Source organism: Actinokineospora alba, from assembly GCF_004362515.1.
Taxonomy (GTDB): Bacteria; Actinomycetota; Actinomycetes; order Mycobacteriales; family Pseudonocardiaceae; genus Actinokineospora; species Actinokineospora alba.
The window spans coordinates 6,917,701-6,933,079 of record NZ_SNXU01000001.1 but is presented as its reverse complement, the minus strand read 5'-3'; the positions used below and the strand labels follow the sequence as shown (position 1 = coordinate 6,933,079).

At 69.6% G+C, this 15,379-nt stretch carries 13 protein-coding genes and 1 pseudogene; 7 read left to right on the top strand and 7 right to left on the bottom strand.

Annotation, left to right across the window (positions count from 1 at the left end; all coding sequences use genetic code 11):
* The first annotated feature begins 305 nt into the window (after positions 1-305).
* Entirely contained in the window at positions 306-1,124 is an 819-nt protein-coding gene (locus C8E96_RS31230; RefSeq protein WP_166658181.1) for an adenine nucleotide alpha hydrolase family protein, read from the top strand.
* Between the two features lie 92 nt (positions 1,125-1,216).
* Entirely contained in the window at positions 1,217-2,353 is a 1,137-nt protein-coding gene (locus C8E96_RS31225) for a carboxylate-amine ligase (RefSeq protein ID WP_091381023.1), read from the top strand.
* A 6-nt stretch (positions 2,354-2,359) separates the two neighbouring features.
* On the opposite strand, the gene C8E96_RS31220 is transcribed toward C8E96_RS31225, so the two are convergent.
* The gene (locus C8E96_RS31220; RefSeq protein ID WP_091381021.1) at positions 2,360-2,920 is read right to left on the bottom strand and encodes a YdeI/OmpD-associated family protein; all 561 of its coding nucleotides are present in this window, start codon (positions 2,918-2,920) and stop codon (positions 2,360-2,362) included.
* A 1-nt stretch (position 2,921) separates the two neighbouring features.
* Complete coding sequence (locus C8E96_RS31215) at positions 2,922-3,338, bottom strand: VOC family protein (protein ID WP_091381020.1); 417 nt, start codon at positions 3,336-3,338, stop codon at positions 2,922-2,924.
* A gap of 92 nt (positions 3,339-3,430) precedes the next feature.
* Between C8E96_RS31215 and C8E96_RS31210 the strand changes: the two genes are divergently transcribed.
* Positions 3,431-4,381 (top strand): helix-turn-helix transcriptional regulator, encoded by a 951-nt coding sequence (locus C8E96_RS31210; RefSeq protein WP_091381018.1) that lies wholly within the window; start codon positions 3,431-3,433, stop codon positions 4,379-4,381.
* Positions 4,382-4,402: 21 nt separating this feature from the next.
* Here C8E96_RS31210 and C8E96_RS31205 read toward each other — a convergent pair whose 3' ends face one another.
* Genes C8E96_RS31205 through C8E96_RS34315 form a run of 3 tightly spaced genes read right to left on the bottom strand, consistent with a single transcriptional unit; the run spans position 4,403 to position 5,659 of the window.
* Positions 4,403-4,738, bottom strand: a complete 336-nt coding sequence (locus C8E96_RS31205) for an MmcQ/YjbR family DNA-binding protein (protein ID WP_228770129.1) — start codon at positions 4,736-4,738, stop codon at positions 4,403-4,405.
* Between the two features lie 46 nt (positions 4,739-4,784).
* Complete coding sequence (locus tag C8E96_RS31200; RefSeq protein WP_228770128.1) at positions 4,785-5,168, bottom strand: isochorismatase family protein; 384 nt, start codon at positions 5,166-5,168, stop codon at positions 4,785-4,787.
* The gene (locus C8E96_RS34315; protein WP_228770127.1) at positions 5,165-5,659 is read right to left on the bottom strand and encodes a hypothetical protein; all 495 of its coding nucleotides are present in this window, start codon (positions 5,657-5,659) and stop codon (positions 5,165-5,167) included. Before C8E96_RS34315 ends, C8E96_RS31200 begins: the two co-directional genes overlap by 4 nt.
* A 101-nt stretch (positions 5,660-5,760) precedes the next feature.
* Between C8E96_RS34315 and C8E96_RS31190 the strand changes: the two genes are divergently transcribed.
* The 4 genes and pseudogenes from C8E96_RS31190 (at position 5,761) to C8E96_RS31175 (ending at position 9,362) form a co-directional block, all read left to right on the top strand.
* Positions 5,761-6,528: a TetR/AcrR family transcriptional regulator gene (locus C8E96_RS31190; RefSeq protein WP_228770126.1), complete on the top strand. Its 768-nt coding sequence runs from the start codon at positions 5,761-5,763 to the stop codon at positions 6,526-6,528.
* On the top strand, positions 6,525-7,022 hold the full coding sequence (locus tag C8E96_RS31185) for an SRPBCC family protein (protein WP_091381012.1): 498 nt from the start codon (positions 6,525-6,527) through the stop codon (positions 7,020-7,022). The genes C8E96_RS31190 and C8E96_RS31185 overlap by 4 nt, the downstream gene beginning before the upstream one ends.
* Positions 7,023-7,048: 26 nt before the next feature.
* A pseudogene (locus C8E96_RS31180) lies at positions 7,049-7,807 on the top strand (SDR family oxidoreductase).
* Positions 7,808-7,820: 13 nt separating this feature from the next.
* Entirely contained in the window at positions 7,821-9,362 is a 1,542-nt protein-coding gene (locus C8E96_RS31175; protein WP_091381010.1) for an MFS transporter, read from the top strand.
* Positions 9,363-10,118: 756 nt separating this feature from the next.
* Here the strand turns inward: C8E96_RS31175 and C8E96_RS31170 are convergent.
* Both C8E96_RS31170 and C8E96_RS31165 read right to left on the bottom strand, forming a co-directional pair.
* Positions 10,119-11,621, bottom strand: a complete 1,503-nt coding sequence (locus C8E96_RS31170) for a phospholipase D-like domain-containing protein (protein ID WP_133794917.1) — start codon at positions 11,619-11,621, stop codon at positions 10,119-10,121.
* A 14-nt stretch (positions 11,622-11,635) separates the two neighbouring features.
* A complete protein-coding gene (locus C8E96_RS31165; RefSeq protein WP_166658180.1) occupies positions 11,636-15,268 on the bottom strand; it encodes an AAA domain-containing protein in 3,633 nt (1,210 codons plus the stop codon).
* Between the last annotated feature and the right edge of the window lie 111 nt (positions 15,269-15,379).

Sequence of the window (15,379 nt, the reverse complement as noted above, 5' to 3'; positions counted from 1 at the left end):
CCTTCGGTTGCGGTGCCGCGCGCCTCATCGCAGTCTCCCGGGAAAATCCAAGCGCGTCGCTCCTTCGGCAGATCCACCTGTGTGGGCGACGCGTCCTCGATACGTCACCATGCCCAATGCGGACCCCGTCGCGGTGGAACCCGGGCACAGACCACCCGACCCGGTGACCACAGACCATCCGATCGTGCGCCGACCCGGGTCCCGCACCTGGGGTATTCCTCGCCCGCGGTATGGCGATCACTGTCGGAATAGGACACAGTTGTTGACCGGTGATGCCGAGCCTCGACGATGACGTGAGGAATTCGATGCCAGACACCCTGCACTACGCCCGTCCGTCCGTCCTCCTACCGGAACAGAGCAGGCCGCGACCGGCGGCAGGCGAGGCGATGCCGGGGTCTGGGGTGGTGGTGGGCACCGACGGCTCCTACCTCGGCGACCGCGCCGTGGCCTGGGCGGCGCGGCACGCGTGCCTGCTCGGCGACGTGCTGCACGTCTACCAGTCGACCGGCGCCCGCGCGGGCGCCGTCGCCCACGGTGTCAACCAGGTGGTGCACGAGTACCCGGCCTTGCCGGTGGAGCGCCACTTCATCGACGCCGCCGATCCGCTGGAGGCCCTGGTCGAGGCGGGCGCCGCGGCCCGGCTCGTCGTGGTCGGCGCGCGCGGACGCAACCATCCGGGCCTGGGGCTGGGGCACCTGGTGCGTCCCCTGGCCGCGCGGGCGCAGTGCCCGGTCGCGGTGGTGAAGGGGCACCCGGACGCGATCCGTGGCAGGCACGCGACGGTGAGTGTCGCCATCGGGCGCGTCACCGACGAGGCCCCGCTGGCGCTGGCGGTCGAGATGGCCGCCCGCGAGGACGCCACTCTGCGCGTCGTGCACGCGGCGACCGCCCTGGGCGACGACATCGTGGCCTGGGCGCTGGCCAGGGCGGCGAGTCTGCACCCGGACCTGAGGGTCGACGTCGACGCCCGGCGGTGTCTGCCGCACGAGTTCGTCGCGGGCATCCACGACACCGACCTGCTCGTCGTCGGTCGCGGCGGCACGCGTGGCCAGGGCGGAACCGGCCGCGTCACCAACGAGGCCCTGTTCCACGCACCCTGCCCGGTGGTGGTCGCGCCGGTTTAGGAAACCGCCCGAGTGGTACCCAAGGCAGGACGAAGGTCGGGTCGGACACGACCGCGGCGACTTCGCCGCCAGCGCGAAAGTCGGGTGTGGCCATGCGATCTCCCGCTCCATGTCCCTCCGTGGGGGTGGAGGAGGAGTTCTTTCTCGTTGACCCCGCAACCGGGGCGTTGCTCCCACACAACGTGGCTGTCGTCGAGTCCGCGCGCCTGCACGGCGTCGAACTGGACCTGGAACTGCTGGGCGCCCAAGTCGAGACGAAGACGACCGTTTGCTGGACTATGCGCGAGGTCCGCGCCCAGGTCTTGGCCACCCGAGCCGCCGCGGCCGCCGCCGCTGTCCGCTCGTCGGCCCGACTCGTCGCCACCGGAGTCAGCCTCGGCGACGACCGCGACCAACCCCTGACCGACAAGCAGCGCTACGCGCGGATGGCCGACGTGTTCGGCCCCATGGCCCGCGAACACGCGGTGTGCGGCTGCCACATCCACGTCGCCGTCCCCGACCGGGAGACGGCCGTGCAGGTGAGCAACCACCTCCGGCCCTGGCTCCCGATCCTGCTCGCCTTGACCGCCAACTCCGCGGTCCACCGCGGCCGCGACACCGGCTACGCGAGCTGGCGCTCGATCATGTGGTCCCGCTGGCCCAGCGGTGGCCCGCCCCCGTACTTCACCTCGGCCGAGCACTACGACTCGCTGGTCGCGATGATGATGGAGTCGGGCATGGTGCTCGACAAAGGCATGGTGTACTGGGATATCCGGCCGTCACACCACCTGCCGACGGTGGAGGTCAGAGTCAGTGACGTCCCGGCGACAGTCGACGAGACCACCTTGCTGGCCGCACTTGTCCGAGCCCTGGTCGCCACCGCGATCCGCGCCACCCAGGCGGGCACCATGGCCCTGCCAGTGCCCCCGGAAGTCCTCCGCGCCGCGTACTGGCGGGCCGCCCGCGACGGCATGGAGGGCGCGGCGATGGACGTCGCCACCTCGCGAAGGGTCCCGCCGAACCAGATCCTCGTCGCGCTGATGCGCCACGTCCGGGACGAACTGGAGGATTCCGGCGAACGCCAACAGGTGGAGAAGCTGCTGCGGAAAGTCCTGGCCCAAGGCAACGGCGCCACCTGGCAACGGCGAACCCTCGCCGCCCACGGCAACCTCAGCGAGGTCGTCACGGTCGCCGCCCGCCGAACCCTGCAAGGCACCTCCCCGCGCACCCCCTTGCGTTCGATGTCCTGACGGTGGTCAGCCGTGAGCCCGGACCCCGGGGTGGTTGGCCCGGAGGTTCACCGCCGCCAGCTCCACCGCCCGCTCGATCCGCCGCACCCTCGTCTCCACCTTCTTGGCGCCACCGATCCATTCCATGATCAGCCGCTTCGACGACGGCGGAAACCTCTCGAAGTTCTCCCGAGCCGCCGCGTTCAGCTCGAGTGCCGCAAGCAGCCCTGAGTCCGCGACAACCTCCCAAGTCCCGTTCGCCTTGGCCGCGTCGATCACCGCCTGCCCCCGCGCGGTCATCTGCCCCGACGAGATCATCGCCGCCGCGCGGTCCCGGTTCACCTGGCTCCACGTGCTGCGCGGTTTGCGGGGCGTGAACCGGAGCTGGGAGCTGTTCGCGTCGCGTTTGCGGTGCAGGCCGTCGATCCAGCCGAAGCACAGGGCCTGCTCGATCGCCTCGTGGTAGCGCGGGCTCGGGGTGCCGCTGTCCTTGTGGTGGATCACCAGCCAGACCTCGGTCTCGGATTCGCTGTGCTCGGCCAGCCACGCCCGCCACTGGGCGGCACTGTTCGCGGTGAAGGTGTTCATCTCAGGCCGCCGTCCGGGAGTCGAGGATGTCCAGGTAGTGCTTGTTGAACATGACGCCGAGGAGGTTGCCGAACGGGTCGACGACCGACGCGGTGACGAATCCGGGGCCACGCTCGATCGGCTTCTCGTGGACCGTCGCCCCGCGGGCCAGCAGTCGGTCGAAGCAGGCCTCGACGTCGTCCACGTGCCAGTACGTGACCGGGCCCGCCGCCGCGTCCGGCTTGGGGTGCACGGCGAACCGGCTGTCCACGATGCCGAGTTCGTGCTGGTAGTCGCCGATGCGGAACTCGACGTACACGGGCGTCCCCTCGACCGGGCGGGCGAAGTACGGCTCGACGCCGAGCAGTTCGGTGTACCAGGCCACGGCGGCCGGGACGTCGTCGGCGAAGAAGTTGACGGTGGTGAGTCCTCGCAGCATCGGTGGTTCCTTCTCTCTCGGTCGGTGACAAGGACGATCCTGCCGCTTAAAGTGCTCATCAACTGAGCACTTTGTTGGAGAAGGTGGGAGACATGCGTGCTGACCGTCTCGTCGCCACCCTGTTGCTCATGCAGTCCCGCGGCCGGGTGACCGCCGCCGAACTGGCCGAGGAACTGGAGGTGTCCGTCGCCACCGCCCGCCGAGACCTGGAGGCGCTGTCCGCGGCGGGCGTCCCGGTGTACCCGCAACCCGGCCGCGGCGGCGGCTGGTCGCTGGTCGGCGGCGCCCGCACCGACCTCAGCGGCCTGTCCGCCACCGAGGCGCAGGCCCTGTTCCTGCTGGTCGGCCCGGCCGCCGCGGTCTCCGACAAGGCGAAGTCCGCCCTGCGCAAACTCGTCCGGGCCCTGCCACCGACGTTCCGCGCCGAAGCCGAGGCCGCCGCGGGCGCCACGATGATCGACCCGACCAGCTGGGGCGAACGGGATCGGCGCCGACCGGAGCTGGTCGACCTGCTGCAGTCGGCTGTGGTCCGAGGTCGCAAAGTCCGGCTGATCTACACCAGCGGCACCCGCGAGCGGTCGGAACGCCTGATCGACCCGTGGGGCCTGGTCGACAAGGACGACATCTGGTACCTGCTGGCGGGCACCGAACGCGGACAGCGGACGTTCCGGGTGGACCGGATCGTCGAGGCCGACCTGACCGACCAGCCCGCCGAACGCCCGGACGACTTCACCCTCGCCACCGCGTGGGACAAGGTCGTCGGCGAGGTGGAACAGCGGCGCTCCCGAACCTGGGCGACGGTCCTCATCGAGACCCGGTTCGTGCCCATCCTGCGAAACCACTTCGGCCGCCACTGCGAAACCGAAGCCGAACTCGACGGCCGGTCCAGGGTGCGGATCGCCGCGCCGACTCCACTGGATATCGCCCGAAACCTCGCGGGCTGGGGAACCCAGGTCGACGTCGTCGAACCACCCGCTGTCCAAGCGGAGTTGGCCCGGATCGGGAGGGAACTGGCGGGCCGCTATGCCGCACCCACTCGTTGATCATCATGGATCAGCGCGGCGTCACTGTTCCAGGGAGCTTCTGAGCCGGGCCGGTGCCGTCGCCTGCCATGCGTCCCGTACCAGTTCGGCCAGTTCGTCCTGGTCGATGCGGTCCAGCCGGATCTGGACGACGTTGTACCTGGTGTCGTGTTCGGTGTGGAAGAACTTCTCCGGGTCCGCGGCGATGAGTTCGGTGCGCTCGGCCTTGTTCACCTTGACTCCCGCGGCGGCTCCGTCCTCGGTCAGCCAGCAGAAGATCTTCCCCTGGACCCGGAACGTGGGCTGGTTCCACGTCGTGCGTTCCTCGGTCTCCGGTAGACCGAGCGCGATGGTTCGAACGTGGGCGCTGGTCGCCACGTGTCTCCTCCGTCGAATCGGGGTGGTCGGCGTTCTCGAGTGTGCTTCAGCCCGCCGCCGCGGGCATGTCGGCGGCGGCTCGCGCGAGGTGGCCGCTCACCTGGTCCACGGTGGTGACCATCGCGCAGCGTGAAGCGGCGTAGTCGAGTGCCATGCGGTGGTGGTCCGCGGAGAAGTCGGCGGTCGCGTCGGCGACGACGAACGGCTCGATGTTGCCGCTGAACGCTTCGCAGGCCGTCATCAGGCAGCCGATGTGGGCGTACACACCGCACACGATGAGCTGGTCGCGACCACGCTCGCGGAGCAGGTCGGCGAGGGTGGTCCGGTGGAACGCGCTGTAGCGCCACTTTCGGAGCACGATGTCGTCCTCGCCGGGCGTGAGTTCGGCGCGGATCCGCGCGGCTCCCGGTTCCGGGGCCCCAGAAGTCATGCAGCAGCCTGCGCTGCGCCCGATCCTGCCCGCCGGGCTGCGCGGAGTAGATCACCGGGACGCCGAGTGCGTGACACCGCGCGCGCAGGGTGGCGATGTCGGCGATCAGTTCCGGCAGTGGCGACGCGCCCGGCTCGAACGCGTCGAGGAAGTGGTTCTGCATGGTGCATCGCGGACACGTCGTCCTGCACCGCTTTCTTGACCGAGCCGGAGTTGTGCGCTCCCGCGGCCAAGAGGAACGCCAGGCGCACCAGCAGCGCGCCCGCGCCGACCATGGCGACGGTCCAGGCGTGCGCCGCGTCCGGCGGGCCCGGTGCGAGCAGCACCCGGCCGAGCTCCACGACGGCGATCAGCGGCACGATCCCGGCCAGCGCGGAGAGGGCCTGGCAGGACATCGCCGCGATGAGGGCGCCGCGCACCGGGCGCAGCAGTTCGACGATCGCGTGTTCGGGTTCGGTGTGGCGGTCCGCGGCGCGGCCGAGTGATGACATCGGGGAGACCCTCCTGTACGGTGTACAAGAACGTCACCACTAAACCACTCGCGAGCGGTGGCGGGCAAACCAGGTCGACCACATCCCCGGAGGTGCACAGCGTGACGAAGAAGCCGTCCACGCCGCGTGCTCCGCGTACGCCACGGTCCGACGACCGCCCCCCGATGACCGCGGAGAAAATCGTCGCGGCCGCGATGCGCCTGACGGTGCGGCACGGTCTGGAGGGGTGGGGGATCCGCGTGCTGGCAGCCGAGTTGGAGGTGTGGCCGACCGTCATCTACCACCACGTCGGCGACCGCGACGCGGTCCTGGACAAGGTCACCGACCGGATCGTGCGCCGGATGCCCTGCCCGGACGCCGACGTGCCGTGGCGGGAGTGGTTCACCGAGTTGCTGGTGCGGGGGCGCGAAGTCGTCCGCGAATACCCGGGCGTGGCCCGCAGGCTGGTGTTCCGGGGGCCGACGGTCCCCGCCGCGCTCGACATCATCGACCGGGGAATCCAGGTGCTGCGCAAGGCGGGTTTCGGCGACGAAGCGCCCGCGATCTACAGCACCCTGCTCAACGGCGCGTTCCTGTTGGTGGCGTTGGACGACGACCACGACCAGGAGCCTTCGGCGCACCAGCAGGCGGCCGCTGTCCTCGCGTCCTTCCGGGACGACCCGGAGCGGCCCGGACTGGCCGCGATCGGGAAGTTCGTGCACGGCTCCGAGGCCGACGCCGAGGGTGTGCACGACTTCAACGAGGAGTTCTACGCCTACTACATCGATCGTCTCCTGGACGGAGTCCAGACCCGACTGGCCGCGCTCGGCGAGGCCCGGTCGGACCCCGGTGGCTCCGGTGGGGGACCAGAGCGGAAAGGGAAGACATGACTGAGCGGTCCGAAATGGACACTGTGGATCCGGTCGGCGAGATCACCGTGACGGTGTCCGTGCCCGCCGAACTCGACGCGGCGTTCACCGCCTTCACCGAGGGCTTCGGCGGCTGGTGGCCGGAGAAGCAGGGGTTCACCGGCGCGCCGCTGGAGACGGTGGGCTTCGAGCCGGCGGCGGGCGCGCTGTGGACGGAACGCACCGTCGACGGCAGCGAGATGAAGTGGGGCCGGGTGCTGAGGTGGGAGCCCCCGCGCCGCGTCGTGCTGTCCTGGGAGCTGACCGCGGACTGGGCCACGACCGACGGTCCCGAGCAGGGAAGCGAGATCGAGGTGGTGTTCACCGCGGAGTCCGCCGAGTCCAGCAAGGTCGTGCTGACCCATCGAGGGTTCGACCGGCACGGCGACGGTGGATCGCGGATGCGCGCGGACATGGCCTCGGACTCGGCGGGCTGGCCGTACCTGATCGACGCGTACCGGCGCTCGTTCGACTGAGAGCGCCCTGGGGGAAGGGGAGAGACGTGTCAGAGCTGTTCTCGATCAAGGGGAAGACCGCGCTGGTCACCGGTGGCAGCCGGGGGATCGGGCTGATGATCGCCAGAGGCTTCGTGCTGGCGGGCGCGAAGGTGTACGTGTCCTCGCGCAGCGCCGAGGCGTGTCGTCGGGTCGCCGACGAGCTGTCCGGGTTCGGCGAATGCGTCGCACTGCCCGCGGATCTGTCCATTGAGGACGAGTGTCGGAGGCTGAGCGAGGCGTTCGTCGCCGAGGAGTCGAGACTGGACATCCTCGTCAACAACGCCGGCGCCACCCACGGGGCGCCGATCGACGACTTCGACGACGCGGCGTGGGACAAGGTCCTCGACCTCAACCTCTAGGGCGTGTTCCACCTGACCAGGTTCCTGCGCGAGGTGCTGGAGCGGTCCGGGACCGACCAGGACCCGGCCAGGGTCATCAACATCGGGTCCATCGACGGGATCCACGTGCCGCCCATGGAGACCTACTCCTACGCGGCGAGCAAGGCGGCGATGCACCACCTGACCCGGCACCTGGCCAAGCGCCTCGGCCCGAGGGTCACGGTGAACGCGCTCGCCCTGGGCGCCTTCGAGTCGGACATGATGGCCGCCACGCTCGGCGCGGAGATGACCGCCCACGCACCGCTCAAGCGCCTCGGCCAGGACCAGGACATCGTCGGTGTGACCACGTTCCTGGCCTCGCGGGCCTCCGCCTACATCACCGGCGCCGTGCTCGCCGTCGATGGCGGCCTGACCACCACGGCGTAAGAGGAGAACAGTGATGGTCACGCAGTCCTCACCGACCGACACCACGCCTACCGCGGGCAGGCGCGAGTGGATCGGCCTCGCCGTGCTCGTCCTGCCGTGCGTGCTGGTCTCGATGGACCTGTCGGTGCTCTTCCTCGCCCTGCCGTTCCTGAGCGCCGACCTGCGTCCGAGCGGCACCGAACTGCTGTGGATCATGGACATCTACGGCTTCCTGCTCGCCGGGCTGTTGATCACCATGGGCTCCCTCGGTGACCGGATCGGCCGCCGGAGGCTGTTGCTGTGCGGCGGTTTCGCGTTCGCCGCCGCTTCGGTCCTGGCGGCGTACTCGGACTCACCGACGATGCTCATCGCCGCCCGCGCCCTGCTTGGCGTGGCCGGAGCCACCCTCGCCCCCGCGACCCTGTCGTTGATTCGCAACATGTTCCACGACGCGAAGCAGCGCATGGTCGCGGTCTCGGTGTGGACGGCGGGCTTCTCCGGCGGGGCGCTGATCGGGCCGATCGCGGGTGGGATCCTGCTCGAACACTTCTGGTGGGGATCGGTATTCCTGATCAACGTGCCGGTCATGGTCCTGCTGCTGGTACTCGGACCACTGCTGCTGCCCGAGTTCCGCGACCCGCGGCCGGGCAAGCTCGACCTGGTGAGCGTCGTGCTGTCGCTCGGCGCTGTGCTGCTGGTGATCTACGGCATCAAGAAACTCGCCGCCGACGGCGCGCACTGGCTGCCGGTCGCGACGATCGTGGTCGGGTCGGTGCTGGGCGTCGTGTTCGTCCGCAGGCAGGGAAAGCTGCCGACACCGATGATCGACGTCCGGCTCTTCGCCGAGCGCCCGTTCAGCGTCGCGCTGCTGGCCGGGACGCTGATGATGTTCGTGATGACCGGGTTCGGGTGGTCGTCGTCGCAGTATCTGCAGTTGGTGCTGGACATGCGGCCGTTCACCGCGGCCCTGTGGACACTGCCGATGTTCGGCGGCATGGCGGTGGGCATCGGGTCCGTCGCCGCCCTGACCCGGTGGCTGCGTCCCGGCCACGTCGTGGGCGTCGGCTTCGCCGTCGCCGCGGCAGGCTTCGCCGGGTTGACCCAGGTGGACCCGGTCTCCGGCCTCCCGGTCCTGGTCGCGGCGGGTGCCGTCATGGCCGCGGGCCTGGGCATGGTCGCGGCGCTGGCGACCGACATGGTGGTGGCCACCGCACCGCCGGAGCGCGCCGGCGCGGCGTCCGCGTTGTCGGAGACCGGTTCGGAGTTCGGCGGCGCCCTGGGCATCGCCCTGCTGGGCGGCGCCGCGGCCACCGTCTACCGAGCGAGAATGGCTGACGCCCTGCCCCCGGGTATCCCACCCGAGGCAGGCGAGACCCTGGGCGCGACGGCGGAGTCGGCAAGCGGACTCCCAGCCCGCGTGGGAGACCCTTGGCTCACCGCGGCCCAAGCAGCCTTCACCGACGGCCTCCAGGTAACGGCCCTGATCGCCGCCTGCCTAACCGCACTCGCCGCGGTCGCGGCCACCGTCCTCCTCGGCCGAGTCCCGAAACGAGACGCCACCCCCGACTCCCACTGACCACGCAGCTGCCCCCGAGACCTTCGTGGTCGGCACTCCCCGGTCCAACAAAGACCAGGTCGCAAGCCAAACAAAGGGTTTCGACCTGGTCTTCAGCGCGTACCTATAGAGGGCCTACCCCAATCCACACCACGCTGGATCGCGAGACATCGCACCGTGGGGTCTGGGGGCTCGGCCCCCAGATACGACAACGGACGACGTGGTCTGCGCTTTCCGCAGACACACGTCGCCCGAGTCCGTGGGCGATACTGGGATCGAACAGTGACACCTTCGGTGTGAACTATGCCAGAAAAGTCGCCTGACCTGCGGAAATGTGACTACTGCAGGTCAGGCGGCTCCGTTCCTCGACTTTCAGGACGATTTAGGCAGGTTCAGCGCATCGTTTTGCTCCCCATTTGCTCCCCAAAAATTGCTCCCCTGCCGGGCTCCGGCCACGGTATGCGCTCGCCTTGTCGGGTGGCGCCGCGTTCGGGGTGACTCGATGGTCGAACATCGTTGACCGGTTGCCGGGATTGACGACCGTTTGGGGAAGTGCGGGCCCAGGTTTGGGTGTCGTGCGTTGTCTGCGACCTGACACGCGCTCCTTGGCTTCGTATTGGTCGAGCAGCACCCGCGCATCGCCAGCATGAGCGGATGCCTGCGGCCCGCCAGCTTGTGGCTTGACGCTCGACGGCTGCCGGTGCGTACCCGCCGCTGGATGACCGTCAAAGGTTCTGTCCATCCGGAATCTGGCGGTCCGAGTATTGCTGACGGGCGCTATCCGAGCGCGTCCGGAGCTGCTCGGACGAGCTGGGCGCCGGGGCCACGCACGATCAGCTGGACGCCTCTGCGCCCGACGTCGCCGCCCGTCGGGTCCGGGACGTACAGGCCGACGGCGGCGTCGGCGGCCAGGACGTCGTCCACGGCCAGACACTCCTCATCTACGAGCAGCTCGGCTGTGGTCGCCGTACCGTTCACGGCGGCGTCCAAGGAGCAAGCGGCGGCCTCTTCGACGTCGTCGGCAAGGTGCCGCCATCTAATCGGCTCGCCCGAGAAGTCGTCGCCGCTGCGGCCAGTCCACAGTGAAGCGACGGCGCGGGCGAGGTCGGCACATAATGCGGGCGAGAGGACCCTTACGCCTGCAGCTTGGGGGCTTCCTGCCGTCCCGCCGACCCACGCGTGGCCGGTAACGATGCCGACGAGCTGTCCTGGCGCACTGTCCCACAGCAGCAGGCTGGCACCGCTGCCCGTGACGCGGGTCCGCAGCAACGCCCGGCCTCGGCGGGCGTCGGCGCCGTAACCGATGCGGTTTGCGACGGCGGTCAGGGCGGCCGGGTCCCTGTCGGTGGAGCCGATCAGCAAGTCCACGCGGACGCCCCGGGTCACGGCGTCGGCGCAGCCAGCGGCTAGGGCCTCGAACACGTCCGACCCGTCAAGACGGGGAACGGCCAAAGCGACGCTGGTCCGTGCCGACTGGAGCGCCTGGGCCAGAGCGGCGGCGTGCGCCTGCTCACCGCGCAGCACGTCGTCGGCGGCGAGCAGCACGGTGGTGCCGCGCCGGTGTACCCGGCCTTCGTCGGTCACGCCCAGAAAGCGGCGTCTCGCGGGACGGGCCGCCCCGCGAGACGTTGCAAGCGCGCGGGGGAAGCGGCCGACCGCTGCGGCGACAGCGGCCAGGGCCGGGGCTGTAAGAGCGTGGCGCCAGGGCGGCGGCAAGCCGAGTACCTGCTTGGCGTCGATGTCGACGTCGAGGGGGAGCCAGTGCGCGTCGCGGCTGATCTCCTCGATTTGGCCGATCCGGCGCACCCGTTCACCGGCTTCGCGGTGCAGGAGCTTCTGGACCTGCGCCTCGTCCACAGAGTCGCGCACAACCCTAGTACCAATCCTGGGGGCGGTGTCCCAGACCTCGGTCAGGTCGTCCCGGCGGTAGGGCCGAGCTTCGGACTGCCGGGCGACTTGACCGGAGTGACGCTCCATCACCACGATGCCGGGGCGGGCGGTCTCGACAATCACCGATACGGGCTCACGGTCCCCGCTGACGGCCTCGTGCCCAGCCCCGGTAAGCACGAACGACGCTTGTGGCCCTCGTTGGACGGCGACCCAGCCAGCGTTGACGAGTGTTACGACGGCCTGGACGAGAAGCCTGTCGTGCACGCGGAAAGCCTCGGCCAGCGACCGCAGGGTCGCACCGCCGTCGGCGACGGCGGTGAGCACCATGTGCTCAAGCCGGCTGTACGGCTTACCGCGGGCGAGGTCGTATGGGACGCGAAACTTGCTCACTGGCAACAGAACGATCATGACAAGCCACCAAGGTCGGCACCGAGCCGAACGGCACGGCCAGAGGCGAACCAATCGCTTAGGTCGGTGACAATCCGTTTGAGGTGCCACAAGGGGTTTGCGGTGTCGTCGAGCTCGACGGTGCTGACCTGCTCCCGGAAGAAGTCCCAGGAACCTACGAGCACGAGCAGCCGCTCGGCACGGGACAGCAGCACATTGAGCCGGCTCGCGTCGTCCAGGAAGCCCAGGCCGTGTCCCGGGTCGTGAAGGTTGTTACGCACCAGGCTCACCGCGATGACGTCGGCCTGGTTGCCCTGGAAGGAGTCGACGGTGTGAACGCCGCTGGCGCCGCCGGGAGCGCCAGGGCGAGCATTGAGGGCGGGCTTGAGTTCGAGCCCTTCGGGGAGGGCGGCCTTCTTCATCCGGCGTCGCAGCAGAGACGCCTGCTGATTGTACGGCGACAGGACGGCAAGCTCCGCAGCGCCAGACGCCTCCCGCCGCAACGACGCCAGAAAATTTGCCAGGGCCTTGGCCTCGGCGTCGTTGGTGTAGCGCGGTCGGCCCTGGGCCGGCCCGGTCTCGGCCGTCCTGGGCTCGTCGCGGCACCACGGGACATCGAGCCAGACGATCGCCTTCCCGCAGATCTCGAGCGGTTCGGCGAAGCCGTGCAACACGCGGGCAATGGGCCTACCTTCTTGGACGGTCCTGTTTACGAGCCGATCGCCGTAGTACGCACGCGAGATCAGCTCGCCGATGTCGGGGTGCATACGGTGCTGCTCGATGAGCACGCCCGCGGCGGCGCCGCCCGCCGAGTCGTCGGTCAGGCGCTGCCCGGCGTCACCTTGACCGACGGCAACCTGGCAGTGCTCGAACGTGCGTTTGAAGGTCTTGAGCCAGTCCTTGGCGTAGCTCTGGAAGGCGGCGCGTTCTTCGGTGGTCTTGTCCTTCCACGACGAGACCCACTCCCAGTCCAGCACGCCAGGCCCGGTATCGGGCAGCGCTTGCAGTGCCTCCACAACCTCATCGAGGGCGTCGACGCCGCGCAGATAGTCCTCGTACCGATATGGCGGGAGCTGGTTGTGGTCGCCGATCAGAAGCCACCGATGGCCCGCCTGCAGGGGCAGCGCGAGGTCGAAGCCGTGCGCCTTCCCGGCTTCCTCCACGATGGACCAGTCGAAGGACTGGTCGCCAGCAATAGCCTCGAGCTCGCCGGCGCTGGTCGTGCAGTAAGTCAGGTTCGCGCCGCGCTTGACCAGTTCTACGAAATCGGCGGCGCCCGTCCCGCGTGCCTCGTGGCTGGCAAGCTCGTCGGCCATCGCCGTGGCGTGGTCGAGCCAATCCTGCTGGGCGGGCGTGCGGTCAGACAGGCCGGCGAGGGTGCTGCTGCTGTCGCGCAGGACCTGTAGGGCGACGTCCTCGACAGTGTCTAGTGCGGTGTCGTCGTCTCTGCGAGACCCGAGCCGGACCGCGAGGGGCCTGCGCTCCGGTGCGACGTCCTTAAAGGCCTCCGTAACCCGTGCCCGGAGGACGTCGACGGCGCCATGTGCCTGGGCCGTGACCAGGACCTGCGCGACTGGGTCGTCGTGGAGGATCTCGCGCAGAAGCCAGGCGACCAGCGTGGTCTTCCCGGTGCCGGGCGGGCCTTGCAGGGCATAGATGGGCCGGACCCGCAGGATGTCCTCGATCGCGCGGCGCTTGGCTTCGTCGACGGTCTCTGGAGCGAGCCGGACAGGCAAGTCGGCCGCGCCGGTGTCGATGTACACCTGGCCCGGCGCGGCCAGGCTGCGCAGCAGATAGCTGTGGCGGTCGAGGGCGTCGATGGCCTGTTTGCGGCGTCGGATGAGCTTGAGTTGACCGGGCATGCCCGCGCCGCGCAGGTAGCCATTGTCGGGCGGCGACGGACGGTCGGTGTCGAAGGTTTGGCGTCGCAGCGTCGCGGTCCGCGCAGTGTCGTCCACGGCGTGGACGCGCCACTGGTTGTCTTTACCGCCTGCGGGCAGTGCCAGGGCGTCCCCACGCTCGCCGGACAGGATGACGCTGCCGCTGTCAGGCTTGCCAGCCTCAAGCTCGCGCTGCAGGAAACCAGCGAGGTCGTCGTTGTGCAGGAACGCGAGGACCTGCCTGTTCTCAGGGCGTGGCCGCTCACGAACGGTGATCTGCTCGAAGCCGAGGTCGTCGGCGGGGTCCGGCCCGGCGACCAGCTCGATGGGGAAGATCGTCGCGTCGAGCATGAGCAGCTCGATCTGGTGAGTGGCGCGGACGAACTGGTGGAATTGGGCGAGGTCGCGCGCCAGGTCGGCGCCGCGCTCGATGCGGGGCAGCACCGTGTCCCATGTCGCGGACGCCAGGGCCAGGCCCCGGTCGTTGTGAGCGGCCCTTGTCGACCTGACCGCGAGCCGACCGGCTGGCAGACGTACGCGGGCCGCCCCTCCCTCACTGTTCGTGAGCTGGGCCGGGCCTACGCAGAATGCAATCTGCCATGTAGGTGCCTCGTCGCGGTGGGAGTACTTGCGGAGCCGGACCACTGTGCGCCGGCCGACCAGCAGGACGGTCTCCTGTTTCGGGACAGCGTACAAGGACCCGCCGTCGAGGTCGCGGCGTAGAAACACCGCCAAGCCGTCGGTGTGGGCGACGTTCCGCGGGTCGTAGGGCTGGCCGTCGTCTAAGCCGAGGTGCTCCCGTAGCCCTCGCTCGAGCAGGTAATCGTAGAGACGAACCTGCTTTGGGTCGACGATGAGCGTGAAAGGTCGATCGTCCGCGCGGGCTGCTGGCGGGGCCGCAAGCAGCGCGACGATCCCGCGAATGGAGAGCTGAACGTCGTGCGGGCGGGTCATCCGCTCAAGCGGCTCGGGGTCGATCAGGCGGAGGAGCAGTGCCCGTTCAGGCTCCGTGAGTGTGGTCCTCGCGGCCTCAATAGCCTTTACCACACGGGCGTACCGCTCGGTCGGTGCGTTGTTCGCGTACCGCTCGAGGTTGAGCACAAGACGCGCGCACAGCATGCCGAAGCCAAACCAGTCGTCGTCGGGGCGCCAGGCCGCAGTGTCGCCAGCGAGCCGCTCGGGCGGCGAGGACCAGCTGACGGGCGGGTCGGCGTCCAGCGGGCGGCCGAGCCGGACAGACCACTCGAAGCCGCCAAGCCGGATGGATTCGGCAGGCTCGTCGGGCAGGTACAGCAGGGCAGCAGCGCCGACGTCGCGGTGCAGGACGTCCTGAGAGTGCAGCACGGCCAGCCCAGCGGCGACACGGCCAGCGGCTCGCCAAAGCTCCCGCCGATCGGCGGGGTTGTGGGAGGAGAGCCAGCCGTGCTCGGCCCGAGCAGCGAGGGCGTCCGCGACACTGTCGTAGCCGGTCGCCTGTAGGACCATGACGAAAGACTTCGCGTCGCGGTCGAGCCCTGCGTCCTTGAGGACGGCCAGGGTGTCGTCGGCGCCAGGGCTGCTGCCGACCCTGTAGAGAGTGCGCAACTCGGCGTCCCAGAGTGCCCGCTGGACGGGGTCGGGCTCGTCGCCGTCGTAGGCCCACGTGCGGGCAAGGTATTGCACGCCGTCCTCGTCGTAGGCGGTCCACGCTTCGGCGTCTCCGGCGGCCGACCTGCGCGTGCCCAGCTCATAGCGTCCTCGCAGCAGGGCTGCACCCTCGGCCAGCGGCATGTGCCTCCTTCGTCGGCGCAGAATCTCTAACCTTAGAGCACCTGGGGGCGCTGGACGCGGAAAGATATGCACCACTGCGGCCGTCGCCTCGCTCGGCATGCGCGGGAAGCG